Below are 22,479 nucleotides of genomic sequence, written 5' to 3' on the forward strand. Positions count from 1 at the left end.
TCGATTTTGGCTAAAAAGCACCTTTTGGGACAGCTTCTTTTTTATTTATATTTAACATGTAATATTTTTAGATTCATTATGATTTTCTTTTTTTAGTTTTTACCAATAATTAACAATTTCATATATAATTAAAATTATTTAAGAATGAATTTTCTGTTTTTACTTTTAATGTTAACTTAATTTGAAAAGAGGAGAGATATATGCAAGGAGAAATACCGACAGAGAAAAATTTAAGTTATATCGGTAAATTGCTATTGCCAGTTAAAGCGTCACCACATTTTAAGTTCTTATGGATTGGACAATTGCTTTCGACTTTAGGTAGTTCGATAACAATGGTTATTTTGCCAGTCGTTGTGTATTCATTAACTGGTTCAACAGTTGTAATGGGAATGACTATGGCAATGTACATGCTTCCTAATATTCTTGCGTTACCGTTTGCGGGATTAGTCGTAGATCGAATGGATCGGGTGAAAGTAATGTTATTTACAGATATCATTCGCTGCATATTAATGCTATTACTTGCAACACTTATATTTATGGACGTATTAACAATTCCACTTCTATATGTCCTTGTAGCATTATATGGACTTATGGAAGGGATATTTCAGCCAGCGTATGCGGCTGTAAGAGCGAAAGTATTTGTACCAGAAATTCGAAATGCAGCTAATGCATTAACGCAAATGAGTAATCAAGGTATACGACTAATTGGACCGGCTCTTGGAGGATTAATCGTTTCAGTTGCATCTGCCGGAATAGGGTTTGGACTAGATGCAGTAACATATTTGTTATCATTTTTTTGTTTATTATTTTTAAGAGAAATAAAGTTTAAAAAAGTAAAACCTATTGAAAAGAGAAAAATCGATTACAAACAAGAGTTTATGGAAGGTGTTTTGGTTTTAAAAAGTCATCCGTGGCTATGGATTACAATTTTAGTCTTTTCTTTCATCAATATTTGTTATGCAGGAATTATCGTCGTATTAATTCCATGGTTATTTAATGTTCATCATCATTTTGAAGCATATGTGTATGGATTAGGAATGGCATCCTCTGGTGTTGGAGCTGTAGTTGCCGCGCTAATATTTGGCGGGAGGGAACGATGGCATAAGCGGGGATTACTTGCCTATGGTGGTGTTTTAATAAGTGGTTGTGCACTTTTGATAATGCCGTTTGTTGTTTGGGCACCTGCTTTAATTGGATTAATGGCAATTGAAGGTTTCGGTATGATGATATTTGGACTCATTTGGGAAACGAGTTTACAAGAGCTTGTGCCAGAAGAAGCATTCGGAAGGGTGGCAAGCCTTGATATGTTAGGTTCATTTGCTTTACTGCCACTAGGTTATGTAGTTGTAGGATGGTTAGCTACTGTCATAGGTGGCGAGATAACGATTATAACACTAGCTATTTTAGTACTTGTAACAATTGGAGTAGCATTATGTGTGCCGAGTATTCGAAGATTTGATTGATGATATAAGGGAAGGGGGAACGACTTATATGATTATAGAAAATTTGAAAGACATAGTCGCAAAGGAATGGGACAGCCAATATACTTTGCAAGAAAAGGTCTTTGAAGCAAAAAATTTCACAGTCTATATTGCTACCCATAGAGAAAATAAGCTAGCATATAACCAACTAGTATTAATAAAACATTTTTGTAACGAAAAGCCCTCCGTGCATATTTGGCATAAGAAAATTAGCACCGATGCAACAAAACTGAACATCACAAAAGAAGTGACAAAAGCAATTCAATCTGGTTTTGTAAATGAAGAGTAAGTCCTAATCAAATTAGGGCTTACTCTTCATTAAATACAAATGTTTGTTTCATTTTTTTACTTTCATTTACTGGATGGCCGTTGTAAGAGAAGTTCTTTTCTTCCCAAGTAATCACAACTTTAAAATTATGGCTAGTAAAGTCTAATGGGAATACCATGTAGTCAAAGCTTGTATGACTTTTAGAAATATTTTCATTAGGTGTAGTAGGTTTAAAGGTAGCTTTAGAGGTAGGATTGTTATCAAGTATTTCCACGGATACGTTTGATACATCATGACCGATGTTTTTTACGAGTAAACTATATGTATCAAATACACCTTGTTTTGGCTGGATTGCTTGCTTGTTTACGTTATGAGATTTATCAATTTCGATATACCATTGTTTAGACTTTGATGCAATTGGTAGTGATTGAAATGTGTATGCACTAGCTTGTATTGGTAGTGCTAAACAGATTAGTGCAAAGAGAGAAAATATTTTTCGTTTCATTTTTAGAGAGCTCCCATTCTGTAACGGATTTATTTATTATTATCTTCTCTTTGTAAAAGGATATACCATATGATGTAAGAGGTTATTTGTTAAGCTCAAATTTATTATAATTTATGAAAATAAGTTTGTTTTTTCAGGCTGCAGTTTTCTTAATGGAATGTCACATTGCTGTATCGATTTTAGTATTGATTCGTATGTTAATATATATCAAATTCAATCAAAACACAGGGACAGTGTTTTTCTGCAACTATTATTTTTGTATATGTTTATTTTGGGAATTTTATTGGAGTTGAATCTTTAGCATGCAGTATTACCAATTACATCTGGTGATACTGCATTTCGTGCGGCACGTTCTATCATTGCGGACTATTTCAATTTTAATCAAACGAAATTGAAAAATCGCTTAATTATTGCAATTCCATTGTTTGTTATTGCATACGGTTTAACGAAAAGTGATTTCACGCTGTTATGGAGATATTTCTCTTGGGCTAACCAATCGACTGCAGCAATTGCGTTATGGAGTGGAACGATGTATTTATTCATAAAAGGAAAACTGTATGTTGTTTCCTTAATTCCAACGATATTTATCACGCTTATGACTGTCATTTATATTTTAAATGCAAAAATTGGTTTTAATATTCCGTTAAACACATTTTATATGGTAGGTGCGGTTATTACCGTTATATTAACTGCTGTATTCTTTATAAAAGCTGTGAAAAATAAAAATGAGAATATTGAAGTAGATGTGCAATTAGAGAAGGAAGCTGTGTAGAGATTTTTCTACACAGTTTTTTCTAATGTGAAAATTTTTCCAATAATATGTTAAAATAACATTGTCATACAACAAGGGGGATTTGTTTTATGGAAAATGGATATCTTGCTAAAGTAGATGTAACGAAAAGAATTGAATCGAAATCTAAGTACAATAAGAAATTAGAAAAATATCAAAGGCGCTTATTAGCATTGCAGCAAATTGTAAAAGAAGAAAAAATTGCAGTTATGCTCGTTATGGAAGGCTGGGATGCGGCTGGAAAAGGCGGTGCGATTAAGCGAGTGACGGAACACCTTGATCCGCGCGGGTTTCAAGTAAATCCAATTGGAGCACCAGCACCTCATGAAAAACGGTATCATTACTTGCAACGTTTCTGGCGGAAACTACCTCAGTACGGGCAAATTACTATTTTTGATCGCTCATGGTACGGCCGTGTGTTAGTTGAGCGCGTTGAAGGTTTTGCTACAAAGGAAGAGTGGACGAGAGCGTATGATGAGATTAATGATTTTGAAAAACTATTAACAGATGATTATTATATAATTGGGAAGTTCTTCTATCATATTAGTAAAGATGAACAGTTAAAGAGGTTTAAGGATAGAGAGAACAATCCTTTGAAAAGATGGAAAATTACAGATGAAGATTGGCGTAACCGTGAAAAATGGGACGAGTATGTTGAAGCAATGGAAGACATGTTTGAAAAAACAAATAAATCAAATGCAAAATGGGAAATTATCGCAAGTAACGATAAATTATACGCTCGATTGAAAACGTTGAAAGTGATTATTTCATTAATTGAGGATTACCTTGTAGAACATAATATAGAATTACCTTCTTATTATTATGAAATAAAAGAGGGAAAGACAGAAAGCTTTGAAACGAATCAAGATGAAGTTGTAAAATAGTACAAAGTTTGTATATGAAATATAAAGTAGAGTTACCCTGTAATTTTAGATAACAAAATTACAGGGTATTTTTATTTAGAAACATTTTACAATTAACAAAAAAAGGTATATAATCAATAATCATATTAATGTTGTTAATATGATTATTGATTATATACTATGTGGGGGTCTTATTTTGAAGGGAAGAGATGTTGTTTTAGGTTTGTTAATGGGAAAAGAAATGTCTGGTTATGATATTAAAATTGTGTTTGAAGACGTATTTACTCACTTTTTTGATGGGAGTTTTGGAATGATTTATCCAACGTTACGTCAGTTGGAAAAAGAGGGGAAAATAAAAAAAGAAGTTGTTATGCAAGAAGGGAAACCAAATAAGAAAATGTACTTTATTACAGATGAAGGGCGTGAAGAGTTTTATCAATACATGCAAACAGATGTAGAGAAAGATGTTTTACGTTCAGATTTTTTAATGAGGATGTATTTCGGTAATTATAGCAATGATAAGGCAATTAAAAAATGGATTGAAGATGAAATTGAAAAGAAAGAAGCATACATTACGGATCTTCGCTTGAAATATGAAAAGTGGAGAAACGGTATTACTTTTGTCGAGGAAATTTCACTCGATGTAGGTATTGCATCTTATAGTGCTCAAGTAGAGACATTGAAAAGAAAACTAGAACAACTAGAAGTAAAAGAACACAATAAAATGGAAGAATGAGAAACACGTTCATAATAAATAAAGGGGTAGATGAACATGCAGCAATCAAAGGGGATTAAGATTGTCTTTTTAATGTGCTTAGGTATATTTCTTTGTATGATTGATACGACAATTATGAATATAGCTTTACCAGCGATACAAACGAGTGTAAATACTTCATTGGAAAAGATGTCTTGGGTATTAAATGTTTATACAATGACAATAGCAGTACTCGCTATCCCGCTAGGGCGGATAGCTGATATTTTTGGGAAAGCAAAGATGTATATTCTTGGTTTGATTATTTTTGGCGGCGGGTCAGTACTTTGTGCTTTTGCTAATATAGGCGATTTTCTTATCTTTTCTCGCTTTATACAAAGTGTAGGGGCAGCGATTTTATTTCCAACTAGTATGATAATTGGTGTATCTGCAATGCCGTTAGCTAAGAGGCATGTTGCACTTGCAATTTTAGGCGTAACACAAGGATTGTCAGCTGCGATGGGACCAGTAATAGGTGGAATTATTACGCAAAATTTCGGTTGGAGATGGGTGTTCTTCGTTAATGTTCCAATTTGTATTCTTGGAATCATTTTATGCTGCTTTATGCTACAAATAAAAAATGAAGAACGTATTATCTCAAAAATAGATTGGATAGGATTGCTATTAAGTAGCACAGCAATTTTTTCTTTTACTCTCATATTAGTAAAAGGCAATACATGGGGATGGCAAAGTAATATAGCTTTGTTTTGTTATGCAATTAGCACTATTTCTCTTATTCTATTTGTTTTAGTAGAACGAAAGATTCATAATCCGATGGTGAATTTAAATTTATTTAAAGATCGAATGTTTGTCGGAGCATCTATAGTTGTCATATTAAGTAATTTATTTTTAATTGGAGTTACTGTATTGCTTCCGACGTTCTTGACGAAAATACAAGGCCGAACGGAAATTGAGGCAGCTTTTTTAGTGACACCTATTTCAGCAATGATATTTTTTGTCTCACCAGCTGCAGCAACTTTAATTAAAAAACTCGGAAAAGTAACTATTATTTTGTCAGGCTTTCTTGTTATGGGCTTATCTTATTATTGGTTGCAAATGATTGATGTTAATTCAACAAATATAGAAATTATTATTCCATGTGTGATATTAGGTGTTGGGTATGGTTTAGTAGTAGGTCCAATTACAGTTTTAAGTGCTTCTTCGTTTGAAGGGGAGTTATTAACTGCTTCTCAAAGTGTTGTATCAATGTTGCGGCAAGTAGGTATTGTTTTAGCGGTCGCCATATTTGTATCTAACTTAACTCATAATTTAACTATAAATAAAGAGAATGTATATCGTTATGCAGAAGAAAAAGTTCGTAATATTCATGTGAGTAGTGCCGAGCAAGTTGAGATATTACAAGTAACAAAAGAAAAAATAGAGAATCAAAGTATAGAAACAAATGTCGAAAAGCATCAAAATGAAACATTTGTAGGGTTCAATAAAGAGAAAAAAGATGAACAAATTCACCAAAAAGTGGCTGAGGTATTAAGAGAAGTTCCAGTAGAATTTAGAGATGTAAAAAGAGAAGAAGTAATGAGTCAAGTGACAAATGAAGTTGAAAAACAAGAGGAAAGTATAAAGAAAGAAATACGCGCATTTTCGAATGATGTAAATCATTATGCTAAGAATCAGATGGCTATGAGTTTTACAGATTTATATAAAGCGAGTGTGCCAATTATTTTAGTTTTTGCTTTAGTGAGTTTGTTATTTTGGGAAGGAAAGGCTTTGAGTAAAAAGAGAGGGGAAAGAGTTGTAGGGGGAGTGTAAGGGAAATAATTTAAAGGTGAGTTATACTCAAATGATGGAATGCTAGCTGTGAAAAAATTAGTATAATTATTATGGGAACTCTTCGGTAATGAGTGAAACGTAAACCATGGGGTTCTTTACATGTATAAATAAATTTCAGCATTATAAATTTGGGGATTTTGCTGTTCTATAGTACATTAACAAGGGGGATTAGTTTTATAGAGAGGGTGAGGAAATGATTGATACAGCCGATGTTTCAATAAGTAATCGTATGTATACAGAAGAAGAGCAGCAAAAATTATATAAACGAACGTTAATAATCGTAAGCATTTCACAAATGTTCGGCGGAGCAGGGTTGGCTGCTGGGATTACAGTAGGTGCACTTCTTGCGCAGCAAATGCTTGGGACAGATGCATATGCAGGATTGCCGGCAGCTATGTTTACAATGGGATCAGCGGTAGCGGCTTTCTTTGTTGGGAAGTTATCGCAAAAGCATGGTCGCCGCATAGGGCTTGCAGCTGGTTTTATAGTAGGTGGACTAGGAGCTATTGGAGTTGTGGTGGCAGCTTTAACAAATAGTATTATTCTTTTACTAGCCTCTTTACTCATATATGGCGCCGGCACAGCTACGAATTTACAAGCGCGTTATGCTGGAACGGATTTAGCGAATAAGAAGCAAAGAGCAACTGCTATTAGTATTACGATGGTAATGACGACTTTTGGTGCAGTCGCAGGTCCAAATTTAGTAGGCGTAATGGGAAGGTTTGCTCATTCAATTGGAATTCCTGAACTTGCTGGTCCGTTCATCTTATCAGCAGCGGCATTTATACTGGCGGGTCTTGTTTTATTTGTTATGCTTCGTCCAGATCCGTTACTTATTGCTAATATGATAGAAACATATAAACAAGAGCATACATATAAAGGGCAACCAATAACAGAAGAGGCAATAGAAAACAAGCGAGGTATTACTGTTGGAGCTATTGTAATGATACTTACTCAAATCGTGATGGTTGCAATTATGACGATGACGCCAGTTCACATGGGACACCACGGTCACGCTTTAAGTGCAGTAGGTCTTGTAATTGGTTTTCATGTCGGTGCAATGTACCTTCCATCTCTCGTTACGGGAATGCTAATTGATAAAATTGGAAGAACTACGATGAGTATAGCTGGCGGAGTAATTTTACTAGCAGCAGGTGTCATAGCGGCGCTAGTGCCGAGTGATTCTTTAATACTATTAATCGTTGCTTTGTCTTTACTTGGATTAGGATGGAACCTCGGTTTAATAAGTGGTACGGCTCAAATTGTTGATGCAACTATACCTTCCACACGTGCAAAAACACAAGGGAAAATAGATGTGTTTATTGCGCTAGCTGGAGCTTCAGGCGGAGCGATGTCAGGTATGGTAGTGGCGAATTCAAGTTATGCGGCATTGTCATTAGCTGGAGGAGTTTTAGCTTTCATGCTGATTCCTGTTGTGATATGGGCTCGAAAAGGAGAAAGAAATTAAAGAAGAGGTTCTAGTTACTGACTAGAACCTCTTCTTCATACTTTTAACTTAAATTCCACTCTACAATTAGCCCTAAATGCGTAAGACCACCACCGAACCCGTATAGTAAAAGTGTTTCTCCATTATTTAATTTTCCTTCTTTTCTAGCCAAATCTAGAGCGAGTGGGATGGAAGCTGAAGATGTATTTCCCATGTATTTTACACTCGTTAAAGTTTTTTTGATTGGAATTTCGGTTTTCTCACAAATAGATTCAATCATTCGTAAGTTAACACTGTGTGGTATGAACCAGTCTATATCATCTATTTGTATATTTGCGGTATGTAATAGTTCATTTATACCTGCTGGCACCGTACGTGTTGCCCATTTATATACTTCTCTCCCATTTTGCACGATTTTTTCATTTGTTTGCAGTGGTGTGCCATTCATAGTAGTAGATAAGTTTGTTCTGTATAGATGAATGCCACCGGCACCATTTGTTCCCATGTGAGCGGCAATAAAGCTTGGTTTGTTTTCATCTCTTTCTAATAAAATAGCTCCAGCACCATCGCCAAATAAAATACAAGTCGTTCTATCGGTGTAGTCAGTAACTTTAGATAATGTTTCTGTCGCTACGACAAGTACTTTTTCGTGTGATCCAGAAGTGATTAAGCTATTCCCAACGTGCAAGCCATATGTGAAACCAGCGCAAGTTGCATTTAAATCAAATGCTATTGTATGAGGTATGTTGAAGTGTTGTTGTATTTGACATGCGACACTAGGAAAAACATAGTCAGCGGTTGTTGTAGCGACGATGATACAGTCTATATCTTCTAAGTTCTTTTTAAAAGTTGTACATAAATTTTCAATTGCTTTAATGGCTAAGTGTGAGGAGTATTCGTCTTCGCTAGCAATTCTTCTTTCCTTCATTCCTGTTCTTTGTACAATCCATTCATCATTCGTATCAATCATTTTCTCTAAATCGTTATTAGATAATATTTGACTTGGAACATAAGTACCAATTGCAGTAATACGAGATTTAGAATGCATGGGAACATCTCCTAACTTGTTTTTATAACCTGATACTAATATCAGATTATAAAAATGTCAATAAAGACTTTTATCCCTTTCGGCAAGAAGGTAGGCTGAATTCTTTTGTTTCGCTCGTAATAATTTTTGAGGCGAATGTTTGTTTCTTTTTGTCTTACGATATAGTGTAGATAAGGAGGGAATAGATTGTAAGACAACGAAATTAGATAATGATTATCATTCTGCTACTTGATCCAAAAGGAATTACGATGAAGAACATGTTCTTGTTCCATTTCTTTCTAAATATTAATTTGTCAAAAGTAATTTTAATGAACTCTCTAAGAAAGGTGGTGAAAAAATGGCTAGAAAGAAAGCAGTGAAAGTATTACGAAAACAAAAGAAAAGAGAAACGATGCAACGATTCACGCAGAAACAGAATATCGGGCGAGCTTGTCTTACTGCCAAAGAATTTCGTTTACTGCAACGCATGTCACATAGTTCAAAAGCATTGCGAAATGTTGGATTGTATACTATTAAACAAAGTTATTTGAATAACAACAGGATGGCTACTATAAAAGAAGTGGACACAGCCATGCAAGCCGATATGAACTACTGGGGTGTTCAATCAAACTCTGTTCAAGCGATTCGTAGAGCCTTATATGCAGAAGTAAAAAGCTTTTTTAAAGCGTTGGAACAGTGGAAGAAAAATCCTGAGAAGTTCACGGGGCGTCCGAAGTTTCCAAATTATTCTCGTTCCACTGACAAACGAATTATTGAAATCTATCAAGTGCCAAAATTGGATGAGAACGGATATTGGATCACTCCGATGAATATTGCATTTAGAAAAAAATTCGGCTCCATTCAAATACGTATGCCTAAAAACTTAAGAAATAAAAAAATCTCCTACATTGAGATTGTACCGAAGCAAAAAGGTCGGTTCTTTGAGGTGCATTACACATATGAAATGCACATTTCTCAAATGAAGAAACCATCCACGACTACGAGTAACGCTTTGAGTTGCGATTTAGGTGTAGATAGATTAGTAAGTTGTGTAACAAATACAGGTGATACATTTTTAATTGATGGAAAAAAACTAAAATCCATTAACCAATACTTCAACAAAATGATACGTAATCTGCAACTGAAAAATATGGACAATGGAATTTCCAAACGCATTGTAACGAATGGAATGGCTGCACTTTGGCATAAACGAGAACGACAAATAAATGGTTACATTTCACAAACGGTAGGCTTGTTGTTCAAAAAAGCGAAAGAATTCGATATAGATACTATTGTTGTAGGGTATAACGCAGGTTGGAAACAAAAATCTGATATGGGAAAAAAGAATAATCAAACATTTGTTCAAATCCCATTCCATAAACTGATAGCAGCGATTGAGAATAAATGTATAAAAGAGGGTATCCGATTTTTGAAACAAGAAGAAAGTTATACTTCAAAAGCCAGTTTCCTAGACAAAGATAGGGTTCCAGTTTGGTCTAAGGATGATAAGATGCGGTATCTCTTTAGTGGCAAACGAATCACTCGTGGTCTGTACCAAAGTAAATCAGGGAAATGTATTCACGCTGATATTAATGGTGCATTGAATACATTACAAAAATCAAAAGTTGTAGAATGGGATGAAAATCTTAAAGTGAAAACGCCGATTCTATTAGAAGTGCAAAAACGTAAGGCTGTTGCTTCGCGCATAGCTTAGTGGGTGTGTCAACCATCCATGTGTACTCGACTTGTCGGGGCTTGTAGTACACGCCAGATTCACCTGAGTAGTGGCTTCTTCCACAAGGGAGAACGGCTCTTTTTCGAAAGGGTGGTGCAAGTGGGAAAACAATCGTTCGTTGCCAGTACCAACCAAAAACATACTTGGGGTGTTACCGTAAGGTGGCATGAATGCTAGAGCGTCAACTGTCTAGTGATAGACGAAAAGACCTAGCTTTCTAACTCAAGCCCCCACTGAAACGCTTCATCTCAGTGGGGGGAGTTGACTCTTATTGTTTTTCCAGAGAAATCTTATGCTTGTGATTGTATTAACGTATCAGCAGAAGATGCATTTCAAAAAAATGATGTAGTGTTTAAGGGGAGAGTAATTGAGATTGGAAGGAAAGAAAGTGTTGGAATTGAAGTGTTATTTGAAGTGAAAGGCATTTGGAAAGGAACAACATCTTCGCAAATTATTGTATATACAAATGGTGGTGATTGTGTATTTCACTTTGTAGAAGGAGGAGAGTATTTAGTATATTCTTCTCAAAGAGGGCCAGAAAAACAATTACACACACATAGTTGTAGTGGAACGAAGAGATTAGATGAGGCAGGGGCGGACGAAGTGGCTTTAAGTCAAATTGCAAAAGAATCTGTTCCGACGAAGAAAGTCGATTTAAAAGGGAAGATGGTCAGCGGTTTCAGTTGGTCGAAAGTTGTTACCATTTCTATAGGCCTGTTACTGATAGTAGCTCTTGTGATTTTTAGTGTAAGAAGAATGCGCAAAAAATGACGATTAAAGTAAAAATATAAAGATTTTCTTTCTGTTTCTATAGGTGGTTTCATCTTGTGAAAGCGAATTACTTATGCTACACTTTATGTAACTTAAAATGAACGGAGGGGCTTCCTTTGATCTTAATCAGATTACGTCTCAATACTTTGTGCCAATAATTGAATAGCGCTCAAAGGCTCTGTCTGTGTGCAGAGTGAACGGGATTGGTCTGCCTATTTTAAAGGAACCCTTTATTAAGCTTATATGTGAAAAAGAGGGAGGGACGAATACGCCCTCTTTTTGTTTTGCCTTTATAAATAGAATGGGATCGTATAGGTGAACACTTATTGTGGATACGTATATGATCTTGGGACTTATTGACTATGAGATAGGATGAAAGTATAGCTTTCTTCTGTTTCTTTGGTGAACCCTTATCCGTTTACGAAAACACAGGCAGTGATCTGTGTTTTTTATTTTACGTAATCGAAATGGAGGAATAAATATATGGAAGAATTATTACAAAGAGCAGTTTTAGTTGGAGTGAATTTAGGTAATGAAGATGACTTTGCGTATTCGATGGAAGAGTTAACGAATCTTGCAGAAGCTTGTGATGTAGAGGTAATTGGGCAAGTGACGCAAAATTTACAACGAGTAAATCCGTCACATTATATTGGAAAAGGAAAGATTGAAGAAGTAGCAGCCTATGTAAATGAAGTAGATGCGAATATGGTAATTTTTAATGACGAATTATCTCCTTCACAAATTCGAAATTTAGAGGCGGATTTAGATTGTAAAGTAATTGACCGTACCATATTAATTTTAGACATTTTTGCGCAACGTGCGAAAACGAAAGAAGCGCAGTTACAAGTAGAAGTAGCTCATCTTCAGTATATGATGCCTCGTTTAATCGGTCTTCGTGAATCATTAGGAAGACAGAGCGGCGGCGTCGGTACGAAAAATAAAGGTGTTGGTGAGAAGAAATTAGAATTAGATCGTCGTAAAATTGAAGAACAAATTTCAGTTTTAAATAAAGACCTAGAAGCTCTTGTTGCGCAGCGTCAAACGCAGCGAAAGCAACGTAAGAAAAATGAAATTCCTGTTGTAGCATTAGTAGGTTATACGAATGCAGGAAAGTCAACGACGATGAATGCGATGCTTGAAATTTATAATGGTACAGAAGAAAAACAAGTATTTGAAAAAGATATGTTATTCGCGACGTTAGAAACATCTGTGCGAAATATTGATTTGCCAGATAACAAATCATTCTTATTAACAGATACAGTCGGATTTGTAAGCAAATTACCGCATCACCTTGTAAAAGCTTTCCGTTCAACATTGGAAGAGGTAGCTGAAGCAGATTTACTTATTCACGTTGTAGATTATGCAAATCCAAATTACGAACAATTAATTGATATTACAAATGAAACGTTAAAGAAAATTGGAGTAGAAAATATCCCAACTATTTATGCTTATAACAAATCAGATATGGTAGATGTGGAAATTCCGAAAGTACAAGAAGACCGTGTTTATTTATCAGCGAAGAAACATGTTGGAATAGAAGAGCTTGTAGAAATGATTCGCTCACACATTTATAAAGAGTATACGAAGTGTGAAATGTTAATTCCGTATGATCAAGGACAGGTAGTTTCTTATTTCAATACTCATGCGCACGTTTTATCTACGAGTTATGAAAACGAAGGTACGAAACTAGAAGTAGAATGTAAGACGAGTGATTACGAAAAGTATAAGCGTTTTGCAATTTAATAAAAAAGGCGATCCTAATATATGTTAGGATCGCCTTTTTTTATTCTGTAATAGAGGCCCACTTATAAGAATAAATTCCTGCAAATGGACGAATAACAACACCTTTTACTGTTGGACGTTCTAAATATACAAGTCCGGATTGGAAGATTGGAGCGATAGCTGCATCATCTTCGAGTAAGATTTTCTCTGCATCTTGGAACGCTTTCCAACGTGCTGGTAAGTCAGTTACTAAAGTAGAGCTCGTTTTCTCAATTAATTCGTCGTATTGTTTGTTTGAATAACTCATCTTATTAAACGGTCCATCAGTGACAAACATATTTAAGAATGTTGTAGGATCAGGATAATCTGGTCCCCATGTAGAAAGTGAAATTTCATAGTCACCATTTCCTTCACGATCTAAAAATGCTTTTACTGGAAGTGGCTGTAATGTGATTTTCAGTCCAGGTAAGTTTTTCTCTAATTCACCTTTTAAAAACTCGCTAATTTTTTTATCATTAGACTCATCAGTTGTTATGATTGAAAGGGAAGCGTTTTGTAAATTTGTTTCTTTTTTCGCAGTTTCCCATAGTGTTTTAGCTTCTTTCACATTTGTTTCTACTTTTACATGACTTGTACTGCGAAAATCTTTATTGTCAGGTCCTTTTACAAATCCTTTCGGAACGAATGCATTCGAAGGTATAGAACCATTATTTAAAATCGTTGTTGCGATTCCTTGTTTATCAAAAGCAAGAGAAATCGCTTTACGAGCATTTTTGTTTGCTAATAAAGGGTTCTTTTGACTAAATCGGAAAAACGTCACAGAAGGACGTTCCATTTTCTTTAAGCTCGGATCTTTTTGATATTTATCAACAAACTCAGAATTAATCGTAATTCGGTCTACTTGTTTACTTTCAAATAAATTAACAGCTGTTGAAGTATCTTTTACGATATTTACATTAATTTCATTTAACTTCACATTTTTATTATCCCAGTAGTTCGGGTTTTTCGTCATTTTATAACTTGTATCATGTTTCCATTCATTTAATTGGAACGGCCCGTTATAAACTACATTTGCAGCTTCAAGTCCGTAATTTTTCCCTTGTGCTTCTACAACCTTTTTGTTTTGAGGATAAAATGTTGCAAATCCCATTAATCCTAAAAAGTATGGAACAGGGTGTTCTAACTGTACTTCAAGTGTTTTATCGTCAATTGCTTTTACACCAAATGAGTCAATTGGTAATTCTTTTTTATTTATTTTTTCTGCGTTTTTAATATCGAACATAATATGTGCGTATTCAGAAGCAGTTTCTGTATTTACGGCACGTTTCCATGCATATTCAAAATCATGAGCAGTTACTGGATCGCCATTTGACCATTTTGAATTGTGTAATGTAAATATATATGTTTTTCCGTCTTCGCTCAGTTTATATGATTCAGCTGCTGCAGGAACAGGTTTATTGTCAGGACCAGGCATATATAATCCTTCCATTACGTTGTTTAATGCAGCGTAAGAAAACCCATCAGTTGCGATAGATGAATCAAGTGTAGAAATTTCCCCAGCTTCTACAATGTTTAATACTTGTTTTGAAGATTCTTTTTTCTTTTCTCCGGTAGTTGTTGCCTCTTGTTTTTGACCACATGCTGTTAAAAACATAGATAATGTGATTGAGAGTGCAACGATCCCTTTTGTTTTTTTCTTCATATTTGTCAACCTTCCCTTCATCTCTGCCTTAGTATAAAAGAAAATATAGAAAATTTCTATAAATAAATCCGATAAAACGTATAGAAAAAATATATTATTTAAGAAGTGATATTTCTGGAAAAAGAAATGAAACCAGTATAGAATAGAAATGTTTCAAAAGTCAGAATTTATTACACCTACTGTAATAAATATATATTTTGTACAGGAAGGAGAGATTCATATATGCAGGCAGTTTCAAAAAAAAATACAATAGAAACACCGACGATATATCGAATACTATTTGCGATTAGTTTCGGTCATTTTTTAAATGACTCGATGCAAGCAGTTGTGCCGGCATTGTTTCCTATTTTGGAAAAAACGATGAATTTATCCTATATGCAAGTAGGGTGGATTGCGTTTGCATTAAATATGACGTCGTCGATTATGCAGCCGGTTTTTGGTATGTATTCGGATAAGAAGCCATCACCATTTTTATTACCCCTCGGTATGTTTTCGAGTATGCTTGGGATGATCGGACTTGCATTTGCACCGAACTTTATTATTGTTATTATTTCTGTTTTATTTATCGGATTAGGTTCTGCAGTCTTTCATCCAGAAGGGGCTCGAGTTGCTTATATGGCAGCCGGTGCAAAACGAGGTTTAGCGCAAGCGATTTATCAAGTGGGAGGAAATACAGGGAATTCCCTAGCGCCTATTTTTACAGCTTTAATTTTCGTTCCGCTCGGCCAAATTGGCTCTTTAGGTTTTACAGCCTTTGCAGCGGTAGGAATTGTATTATTAATTTTCGTATCAAATTGGTATAGGAATGAATTAGCGACTGGCGCTGTCAGAAGAAAAAAGAGGGCTGCGCTTGAGGCGGAAAATGCGATTGTAAGTACGCATATTAAATTTGTTATTATACTTCTTGTTTTTCTTACTTTTGTACGTTCTTGGTACGGTGCAGGTATCGGGAATTTTTATCAATTTTACTTAATCGAGCATTACGGTTTATCGATAAAAAATGCCCAGTATTTCGTATTCGCATTTATGATTGCTGGTGTGTTAGGAACTTTCTTTGGTGGACCGTTAGCAGATCGATTTGGAAAGAAAACAATTATTGTATTTTCAATGCTAGGTTCAGCCCCACTTGCACTTTTATTACCTCACGTTTCGCTCGTGTGGGTCGTACCGCTATTTTTATGTATCGGTTTTATTAGTTCAAGTAGTTTTAGTGTAATTGTTGTTTATGCACAAGAGCTTGTTCCTGGAAAAGTAGGGATGGTATCTGGATTAATTGTAGGGCTTGCGTTTGGACTCGGCGCTTTAGGATCTGTAGTCCTTGGGAGATTGGCTGACATATATAGTCTACAATTCATTATGTTACTATGTAGTTGTCTACCATTAATTGGACTTACTTCTTGGTTATTACCAAGTGATAAGAAAACGATAGAATAGGGGATGCACTATGAAATTATGTGAAAATGTTACAGAATTAATAGGAGATACACCTGTCGTCCGATTATCTAAATTTATTCCAGAAGACGCAGCAGATGTGTATGTAAAACTAGAAATGTTTAATCCATCACGCAGTGTGAAAGACCGTGCTGCCTATAATTTATTGCACGTTGCGGAAGAGAATGGTCTTATTAAACCAGGAGATACAATTATTGAGCCAACAAGTGGAAATACAGGAATAGGCTTAGCAATGAATGCAGCTGCGAAAGGATATAAAGCGATTTTAATTATGCCGGACAATATGTCAAAAGAGCGTATAAATTTATTAAAAGCATACGGCGCAGAAGTAGTTTTAACACCAGCAGAACAAAGAATGCCAGGAGCAATTGCGAAGGCGTTAGAATTGCAAAAGCAAATTCCGAATAGTTTTATTCCGCAGCAATTTGAAAATCCAGCAAACCCGAATATTCATCGTTATACAACTGCACTTGAAATTTATGAACAAATGGATGGCGAGCTTGATGCATTCGTAGCAACGGCTGGAACTGGTGGAACTATTACAGGGACTGGGGAAACGTTAAAAGAGAAACTACCAAACTTATATATTGCAGTAGTAGAACCGAAAGGATCTCCCGTTTTATCAGGAGGTGTTCCAGGTCCTCATAAATTAGTAGGAACAAGTCCAGGGTTTATCCCGAAAAACTTAAATACAGAAGTGTATAACGAAATTATTCAAATTGCAGACGAAGAGGCTTTAACGACAATGAGAAACTTAGCTAGACAAGAGGGATTGTTAGTTGGGCCATCTTCAGGAGCTTCTGTTTACGCAGCGACTATGATCGCGAAACAATTAGGCGCTGGTAAAAAAGTTTTATGTATTGCACCTGATACAGGTGAGCGGTATTTGAGCATGGGATTATTTGAATGAAAATGATAGAAACCCCTTAATGGTGAAATAGCGCTATTAAGGGGTTTGTTATAGGTTATTAAGAGAGGAGAAACACAATGAAACTATTAAAACCGAAAAATGAATATAGCGAACAAATTATGGAGTATCGAGAGGCATTTTTACATGCGGATGAACAACCACATGGCAGTAGTTCTTTACAAAATTTTGATTCTCTCAATGAGTGGTTTGAAAAAGTAAGTATACAAGAAGTGGGAGAAAACTTACAAGGTAATCGAGTACCCTCTAGCCAATTTTTAACTTTTGAAAAAGGGGAGCTGATAGGTTTTGTGAATATTAGGCATCGACTAAACTCAGAATTATCACGGGAAAGTGGTCATATTGGGTATAGTGTCCATCCAAATAAACGTCGCCAAGGTTATGCGACAAAACAATTGAAACTTGCATTGGGTGAAGCGCAAAAATTAGGATTGAAGAAAGTGTTAATAACTTGCGATAAATCGAATGTCGGCTCTGCTAAAACGATTCAAAAGGTTGGCGGTGTGTTAGAAGATGAAGTGGTTTCTTCTCATACAAGTGAAATTGTTCAGCGTTATTGGGTAGAAATATGATTCAGTGGAACTTTGAAAAGGAAATATAATGCGTAATATCGAAATAGATAAATGAAAAGCGAAGTTGTACTGCAATTTTAGGGGGAAATAAAGTGGGATTAAAAGAGAAAGCAATAGAAATATCGGAGATTTATAGGAGAAATCCGAAGATCGAAGCTATTATTTTAGCGGGTTCAGTAGCTAGAAAGCTAGAAGATGAACATTCAGATATAGAACTACATATTTTATGGTCAATGCCACCAAAGGATGAGGATCGTAAAGGGCCTATTAACTATATTGGTGGAACAATTTTGTCATACCATCCTTACGAGGAAGAAGAATGGTCGGAAACATATTTGACGAAAGAAGGAATTAAATTAGAGATTAGTAACTTTTTAACAGAAACAGTAGAGAAAGTTATTGAGGATGTGGTGGATCGATATGATATAAGTTATGAAAAACAATGTATCGTATCATCCGTTCATGATGGTGTTAGTTTGTATGGAGAAGAGAAAGTACATGAATTAAAAGATAGAGTGGTAGCATATCCAGAAGACCTAGCGAAACGGATGATTTCAGAAAATCTTTGGTTAAGTAATCGCTGGCATAATCGAGAGGCGCTTTTAAAACGAAAAGATTGGCTTATGTTATATGATGTTATTTGTGAAGCACAAAGGAATATATTTGGGGTCTTATTTGGTTTGAATAAAATGTATGTACATCACCCAGCGTTTAAATGGATGCCATATAATGTGGAACGAATGATTATTAAGCCTGAAAACTTATATGAGCGTATGGCGAATACGTTAATAGGGAAACCGGAGTATAGTGTACAGGAATTAGAAGTGTTAATTGAAGAACTATTCCATTTAGTAGAACACCATGATCCAGAATTACATATTGTTGAACAGCAAAAACGTATGCAATATGCAAAGTAAAAAGAAGGGATGTAACAATGCGTTACATCCCTTCTTTTTTTATTTAATTAATTTACCTAGTACTGGTAATCGTTGAATCTCATCACCGAGAATATGTGAAGCAAGTCCGCTCGTTAAGACGAATAAAAGGTAAACAATCCCTCCTACAGCGCCGCATATAACAACAATGAGAAGTGATTCCATATAAGATTGTCCAGGAATTAACCATTTTAATATTGCTTTTAATGCTATTACAACAGCAGACATCGCTGCGGAGTAAATCGTAATAAGAAATACTGTTTTTGCTGTTTCACCAATTTTAAATTTCGCAAACTTAACGATGCAGTACAACATAATAACATTGGAAACGAGGTATCCAAGAATGGTTCCAAGTACAGCACCGTGTCCACCAAATAAATGTAAGAGCGGTGTATTTACTAAAACTTTAACGAGAATACCGACTGAGAAAGCGATCATCGTTTTTCTTTGATAATCGATTCCTTGTAATATGGCAGCTGAAACTGTGAAAATCGCACTTAATATAGCAGAAGGTGCAAATGAAATTAAATATTGTGATCCACCAAGTGCAATTTCGGGATTTACATAAACCATACGGAATGCATCGTAAGCGATGCTAGCAAGGCCAAATGCAGCTGGGATAGTGAAGAATAACAAGACTTGAAATATCTTTGCAATTTGTTCTTGTAATTCTGCTAGTTTCCCGCTTGTATAGGATTTCGTTACAGCCGGAATGATCGTTAATGAGAATCCAGTAGCAAGTGAAGCTGGAATCATAATTAACTTTTGGGCATAGTTCGTTATATAAGCGAACACTGCATTCGCTGTTTCTAAAGGCTCTCCCATTGCTCTAAGGACATCAGCTACAGTATATTGATCTACTAACGTGTAGAGTGGAATTGCGATACCGACAAATACAATTGGGATAGCATATCGAAGTAATTCTATATAAATATTTTTTAATGGGATATTAGATGCCCTTGATTTTAATTCACCTTCGGGAGGTTTTAATCGGTTATACTTTTTCCAGTACATCATTAAAATAGAGACGCTGGCAAGTGCCCCAATAACAGCACCAAACGTAGCAACTGCAACAGAAGAAGCTACGGAACCCCCTAATAGTTTTGAGACGATGAAACTACCAACTAAAATGAAAACAACGCGTGCAATTTGTTCTACGACTTGAGAAACAGCACTTGGTTTCATATGTTGAAATCCTTGGAAATAACCACGTGTAACGCTCATTGCTGGTACGATAATAAGTGCAAAACTTAATGCTCGCATCGTAAGTGTTACGTCAGCGATAAATTGTGGATCTGGCGTTTTCGAGCGAATAATAAATTGTGATATGTATGGTGCTCCAATAAATAAAACTAAAAACCCTAAAAAGCCCATAAACAGCATTAATTTTACGCTAGAGTTGTATAATTTTTTGCTTGTACTATAATCACCAAGCGCATTATGCTTTGCAACAAATTTGGAAACAGCAATAGGAATACCGGCAGTTGAAAAGCTTAATAAAATACCGTACCAAGAGTATGCATATCCATATAAAGCGACCCCTTGTGTTCCGACTAATAGTTGAAAAGGGAAAAAGTATATAAAACCTAATATACGTGAAATCATTGTCGCACCACTTAATAAAGCAGTTCCTTTTAAAACTTTTGAAGTAGACAAAATTCTTTCCTCCTACTCGTGCTGTCTTGCGTTCATCGTATACTACTATAAACCTGTTAGAGAAGTTAATATAGTATGGAACATAAATATTCTAATATTATTCATTTAAAAGTCATATTTTACATTTTTAAATAGAACGTAATACATAAAGATTCAAAATATAAGTTGACACTATTTTTAATGTGTGATAAAAATGATAGTAATCAATTCGGAAAATAATATTTGGGCAATGAAAGGGTATAGTAGTGAATATCTCCCTATTTCAGAGAGCTGATGGTTGGTGTGAATCAGTATATAGATTATTCATGAAGTTCGTCCTGGAGCATCTTTCATAAATCTCATATTTTGAGGAAATGAAAGACGGTAGTTTATACCGTTATCAAATAAAGTGGTGAAGATTGTTTCACAACTAGGGTGGTACCGCGATATTTATCGTCCCTACGTATTTACGTAGGGACGTTTTTTATTTAGGTCTTACTTTGTTGTGGCTTCATAACTAGGGTGGTACCGCGATATTTTATCGTCCCTACGTATTTGCGTAGGGACGTTTTTTATTTAGGTCTTACTTTTGTTGTATCTTCATAACTAGGGTGGTACCGCGATATTTTTGTCGTCCCTACGTATTTACGTAGGGGCGTTTTTTTATTAGTAGGGAGGAAGTGAACGTATTAGAAAAGAGTGTGGATAGAACAATATAAATACCGGATTGTAAAACAGAAAAAGATAAAGAGAGGAGATTAACAAATGAATTCACAGCAATGGACATCGAAATTAGGTTTCGTATTAGCTGCAGCAGGTTCAGCGATTGGTCTAGGGGCAATTTGGAAGTTCCCATACATGGCCGGAATTGGAGGGGGCGGCGCGTTCTTCCTTATTTTTATCGGTTTCACATTATTAATTGGTTTACCGCTATTATTAGCTGAATTCGTTATCGGAAGAAGTACACAAAAAGAGGCCGTTGATGCATATAGAGAAATCGCACCAAAAACATTATGGCCATGGTTAGGGAAATTAGGGATTGTAACATGTTTCATATTACTTTCTTTCTACAGTGTTGTAGGAGGCTGGATTTTATTATATTTATGGAATGCAATTACAGGTAGACTATGGGAAGGAAATGGGGCATACGAAGCTACGTTTGGTGAAATCATTTCCAATCCGTATTTAGCAGTTGGATCACAGCTATTATTCATCCTTATTACTATTTTCATCGTAAGTAAAGGTGTACAAAATGGTGTTGAAAAAGTAAATAAATATTTCATGCCAGCATTATTCGTTTTATTCTTTGTTTTAATCGTTCGTGCACTTACGTTAGATGGTGCTGGAGAAGGAGTTCGTTTCTTCTTACAACCTGATTTCTCACATGTAACATCAGAAATCATATTATATGCAATGGGGCAATCGTTCTTCTCGCTATCTGTCGGTGTAGCCGTTATGGTAACGTATAGCTCATACTTACCGAAAGAAGAAAGCTTACCACGTTCAGCATTTTCTATCGTAGCTTTAACGCTTGTGATTACATTACTTGCAGGGCTTGCAATTTTCCCAGTAGTGTTCGCATTTGGAATGGAACCATCTCAAGGACCGGGACTATTATTTATCGTACTGCCAGCTATTTTCAGTAAAATGGCATTCGGAAAATTATTCTTCATCGTTTTCTTATTACTATTCTTCTTCGCTACTATTACATCAGCAATTTCGATGTTAGAAATTAGCGTTGCATCTTTAACTGCAAAAGGTAAAGGGAAACGTGAAAAAATGGCTTTAATCGTAGGATTACTAATCTTCGTTGTTGGAGTACCATCAGCATTATCATTTGGTATATTAAGTGACCTGAAGATTTTCGGAAAGACAGTCTTTGATTTAGCGGATTATGCAGTTAGTAACGTACTAATGCCACTTGGTGTTTTATTAGTTTCTATCTTCGTTCCTTTAAAAATGAAGAAAGATGTATTAATGAAAGAGCTTGGTGTAAGTAAAAATAAGGGTTATAAATTATTCGTAGTATGGTTATTCTTACTTCGTTTTATCGCACCAATTGCGATTATTATCGTATTCTTAAATGTACTTGGCATTATTTAAA

General features: G+C 35.3%; 18 protein-coding genes, 1 pseudogene and 1 other annotated feature. Of the genes and pseudogenes, 15 read left to right on the plus strand and 4 right to left on the minus strand.

From position 1 onward, the window contains the following. Positions 1 to 200 precede the first annotated feature (200 nt). Both AAG068_RS08880 and AAG068_RS08885 read left to right on the plus strand, forming a co-directional pair. Positions 201 to 1,463 (plus strand): MFS transporter, encoded by a 1,263-nt coding sequence (locus AAG068_RS08880; RefSeq protein WP_342718977.1) that lies wholly within the window; start codon positions 201 to 203, stop codon positions 1,461 to 1,463. Positions 1,464 to 1,491: 28 nt separating this feature from the next. Continuing rightward, positions 1,492 to 1,770 carry a hypothetical protein gene (locus tag AAG068_RS08885; protein ID WP_342718978.1) on the plus strand — a complete coding sequence of 93 codons (279 nt, stop codon included), beginning with the start codon at positions 1,492 to 1,494 and terminating at the stop codon, positions 1,768 to 1,770. Between the two features lie 19 nt (positions 1,771 to 1,789). Here AAG068_RS08885 and AAG068_RS08890 read toward each other — a convergent pair whose 3' ends face one another. After that, positions 1,790 to 2,254: a hypothetical protein gene (locus tag AAG068_RS08890; protein ID WP_342718979.1), complete on the minus strand. Its 465-nt coding sequence runs from the start codon at positions 2,252 to 2,254 to the stop codon at positions 1,790 to 1,792. Between the two features lie 307 nt (positions 2,255 to 2,561). Between AAG068_RS08890 and AAG068_RS08895 the strand changes: the two are divergent. The 5 genes and pseudogenes from AAG068_RS08895 to AAG068_RS08915 form a co-directional block, all read left to right on the plus strand. Beyond that, a pseudogene (locus tag AAG068_RS08895) lies at positions 2,562 to 3,026 on the plus strand (carbon starvation CstA family protein); the annotation flags it as partial. A gap of 89 nt (positions 3,027 to 3,115) precedes the next feature. Beyond that, on the plus strand, positions 3,116 to 3,928 hold the full coding sequence (locus AAG068_RS08900) for a polyphosphate kinase 2 family protein (RefSeq protein ID WP_342718980.1): 813 nt from the start codon (positions 3,116 to 3,118) through the stop codon (positions 3,926 to 3,928). A gap of 175 nt (positions 3,929 to 4,103) precedes the next feature. Then, on the plus strand, positions 4,104 to 4,643 hold the full coding sequence (locus AAG068_RS08905) for a PadR family transcriptional regulator (RefSeq protein WP_342718981.1): 540 nt from the start codon (positions 4,104 to 4,106) through the stop codon (positions 4,641 to 4,643). Positions 4,644 to 4,679: 36 nt separating this feature from the next. Next, on the plus strand, positions 4,680 to 6,428 hold the full coding sequence (locus AAG068_RS08910) for an MFS transporter (protein WP_342718982.1): 1,749 nt from the start codon (positions 4,680 to 4,682) through the stop codon (positions 6,426 to 6,428). Between the two features lie 214 nt (positions 6,429 to 6,642). Further along, entirely contained in the window at positions 6,643 to 7,917 is a 1,275-nt protein-coding gene (locus tag AAG068_RS08915; RefSeq protein WP_342718983.1) for an MFS transporter, read from the plus strand. A gap of 43 nt (positions 7,918 to 7,960) precedes the next feature. Here AAG068_RS08915 and AAG068_RS08920 read toward each other — a convergent pair whose 3' ends face one another. Then, positions 7,961 to 8,944, minus strand: coding sequence for a ketoacyl-ACP synthase III (locus tag AAG068_RS08920; protein WP_342718984.1), 984 nt, complete (start codon positions 8,942 to 8,944; stop codon positions 7,961 to 7,963). Between the two features lie 337 nt (positions 8,945 to 9,281). Here AAG068_RS08920 and AAG068_RS08925 point away from each other — a divergent pair, with 337 nt between their 5' ends. From AAG068_RS08925 to hflX, 3 genes are all read left to right on the plus strand, one after another. Then, positions 9,282 to 10,637 carry a transposase gene (locus AAG068_RS08925; RefSeq protein WP_342718985.1) on the plus strand — a complete coding sequence of 452 codons (1,356 nt, stop codon included), beginning with the start codon at positions 9,282 to 9,284 and terminating at the stop codon, positions 10,635 to 10,637. A gap of 282 nt (positions 10,638 to 10,919) precedes the next feature. Beyond that, a complete protein-coding gene (locus AAG068_RS08930) occupies positions 10,920 to 11,429 on the plus strand; it encodes a cobalamin biosynthesis protein CbiN (RefSeq protein WP_342718986.1) in 510 nt (169 codons plus the stop codon). A gap of 483 nt (positions 11,430 to 11,912) precedes the next feature. Next, positions 11,913 to 13,172 carry a GTPase HflX gene (gene hflX / locus AAG068_RS08935; RefSeq protein WP_000391878.1) on the plus strand — a complete coding sequence of 420 codons (1,260 nt, stop codon included), beginning with the start codon at positions 11,913 to 11,915 and terminating at the stop codon, positions 13,170 to 13,172. A 40-nt stretch (positions 13,173 to 13,212) separates the two neighbouring features. Here the strand turns inward: hflX and AAG068_RS08940 are convergent, their stop codons facing one another. Continuing rightward, positions 13,213 to 14,853, minus strand: coding sequence for a peptide ABC transporter substrate-binding protein (locus AAG068_RS08940; RefSeq protein WP_342718987.1), 1,641 nt, complete (start codon positions 14,851 to 14,853; stop codon positions 13,213 to 13,215). Between the two features lie 222 nt (positions 14,854 to 15,075). On the opposite strand from AAG068_RS08940, the gene AAG068_RS08945 reads away from it, so the two are divergent. The 4 genes from AAG068_RS08945 (at position 15,076) to AAG068_RS08960 (ending at position 18,722) form a co-directional block, all read left to right on the plus strand. Further along, a complete protein-coding gene (locus tag AAG068_RS08945; protein WP_342718988.1) occupies positions 15,076 to 16,287 on the plus strand; it encodes an MFS transporter in 1,212 nt (403 codons plus the stop codon). A gap of 10 nt (positions 16,288 to 16,297) precedes the next feature. After that, the gene (gene cysK / locus AAG068_RS08950) at positions 16,298 to 17,215 is read left to right on the plus strand and encodes a cysteine synthase A (protein WP_342718989.1); all 918 of its coding nucleotides are present in this window, start codon (positions 16,298 to 16,300) and stop codon (positions 17,213 to 17,215) included. A 77-nt stretch (positions 17,216 to 17,292) separates the two neighbouring features. Beyond that, positions 17,293 to 17,805 (plus strand): GNAT family N-acetyltransferase, encoded by a 513-nt coding sequence (locus AAG068_RS08955; RefSeq protein WP_342718990.1) that lies wholly within the window; start codon positions 17,293 to 17,295, stop codon positions 17,803 to 17,805. A 92-nt stretch (positions 17,806 to 17,897) separates the two neighbouring features. Then, complete coding sequence (locus tag AAG068_RS08960; RefSeq protein ID WP_342718991.1) at positions 17,898 to 18,722, plus strand: DUF4037 domain-containing protein; 825 nt, start codon at positions 17,898 to 17,900, stop codon at positions 18,720 to 18,722. Between the two features lie 39 nt (positions 18,723 to 18,761). On the opposite strand, the gene AAG068_RS08965 is transcribed toward AAG068_RS08960, so the two are convergent. Continuing rightward, entirely contained in the window at positions 18,762 to 20,396 is a 1,635-nt protein-coding gene (locus AAG068_RS08965; protein ID WP_342718992.1) for a putative polysaccharide biosynthesis protein, read from the minus strand. Positions 20,397 to 20,616: 220 nt separating this feature from the next. Then, positions 20,617 to 20,839 (plus strand) — a binding site (T-box leader). A gap of 301 nt (positions 20,840 to 21,140) precedes the next feature. Here AAG068_RS08965 and AAG068_RS08970 point away from each other — a divergent pair. Continuing rightward, entirely contained in the window at positions 21,141 to 22,478 is a 1,338-nt protein-coding gene (locus tag AAG068_RS08970; RefSeq protein WP_342718993.1) for a sodium-dependent transporter, read from the plus strand. Position 22,479: the final 1 nt, after the last annotated feature.

The sequence above is a fragment of the Bacillus paramycoides genome (assembly GCF_038971285.1).
GTDB lineage: Bacteria > Bacillota > Bacilli > Bacillales > Bacillaceae_G > Bacillus_A.

Bases quoted from the DNA above. Each gene is read 5' to 3' on its own strand.
- AAG068_RS08880 (WP_342718977.1), top strand. From the start codon at position 201: ATGCAAGGAGAAATACCGACAGAGAAAAATTTAAGTTATATCGGTAAA.
- AAG068_RS08885 (WP_342718978.1), top strand. From the start codon at position 1,492: ATGATTATAGAAAATTTGAAAGACATAGTCGCAAAGGAATGGGACAGC.
- AAG068_RS08890 (WP_342718979.1), bottom strand. From the start codon at position 2,254: ATGAAACGAAAAATATTTTCTCTCTTTGCACTAATCTGTTTAGCACTA.
- AAG068_RS08900 (WP_342718980.1), top strand. From the start codon at position 3,116: ATGGAAAATGGATATCTTGCTAAAGTAGATGTAACGAAAAGAATTGAA.
- AAG068_RS08910 (WP_342718982.1), top strand. From the start codon at position 4,680: ATGCAGCAATCAAAGGGGATTAAGATTGTCTTTTTAATGTGCTTAGGT.
- AAG068_RS08915 (WP_342718983.1), top strand. From the start codon at position 6,643: ATGATTGATACAGCCGATGTTTCAATAAGTAATCGTATGTATACAGAA.
- AAG068_RS08920 (WP_342718984.1), bottom strand. From the start codon at position 8,944: ATGCATTCTAAATCTCGTATTACTGCAATTGGTACTTATGTTCCAAGT.
- AAG068_RS08925 (WP_342718985.1), top strand. From the start codon at position 9,282: ATGGCTAGAAAGAAAGCAGTGAAAGTATTACGAAAACAAAAGAAAAGA.
- hflX (WP_000391878.1), top strand. From the start codon at position 11,913: ATGGAAGAATTATTACAAAGAGCAGTTTTAGTTGGAGTGAATTTAGGT.
- AAG068_RS08940 (WP_342718987.1), bottom strand. From the start codon at position 14,853: ATGAAGAAAAAAACAAAAGGGATCGTTGCACTCTCAATCACATTATCT.
- AAG068_RS08945 (WP_342718988.1), top strand. From the start codon at position 15,076: ATGCAGGCAGTTTCAAAAAAAAATACAATAGAAACACCGACGATATAT.
- cysK (WP_342718989.1), top strand. From the start codon at position 16,298: ATGAAATTATGTGAAAATGTTACAGAATTAATAGGAGATACACCTGTC.
- AAG068_RS08955 (WP_342718990.1), top strand. From the start codon at position 17,293: ATGAAACTATTAAAACCGAAAAATGAATATAGCGAACAAATTATGGAG.
- AAG068_RS08970 (WP_342718993.1), top strand. From the start codon at position 21,141: ATGAATTCACAGCAATGGACATCGAAATTAGGTTTCGTATTAGCTGCA.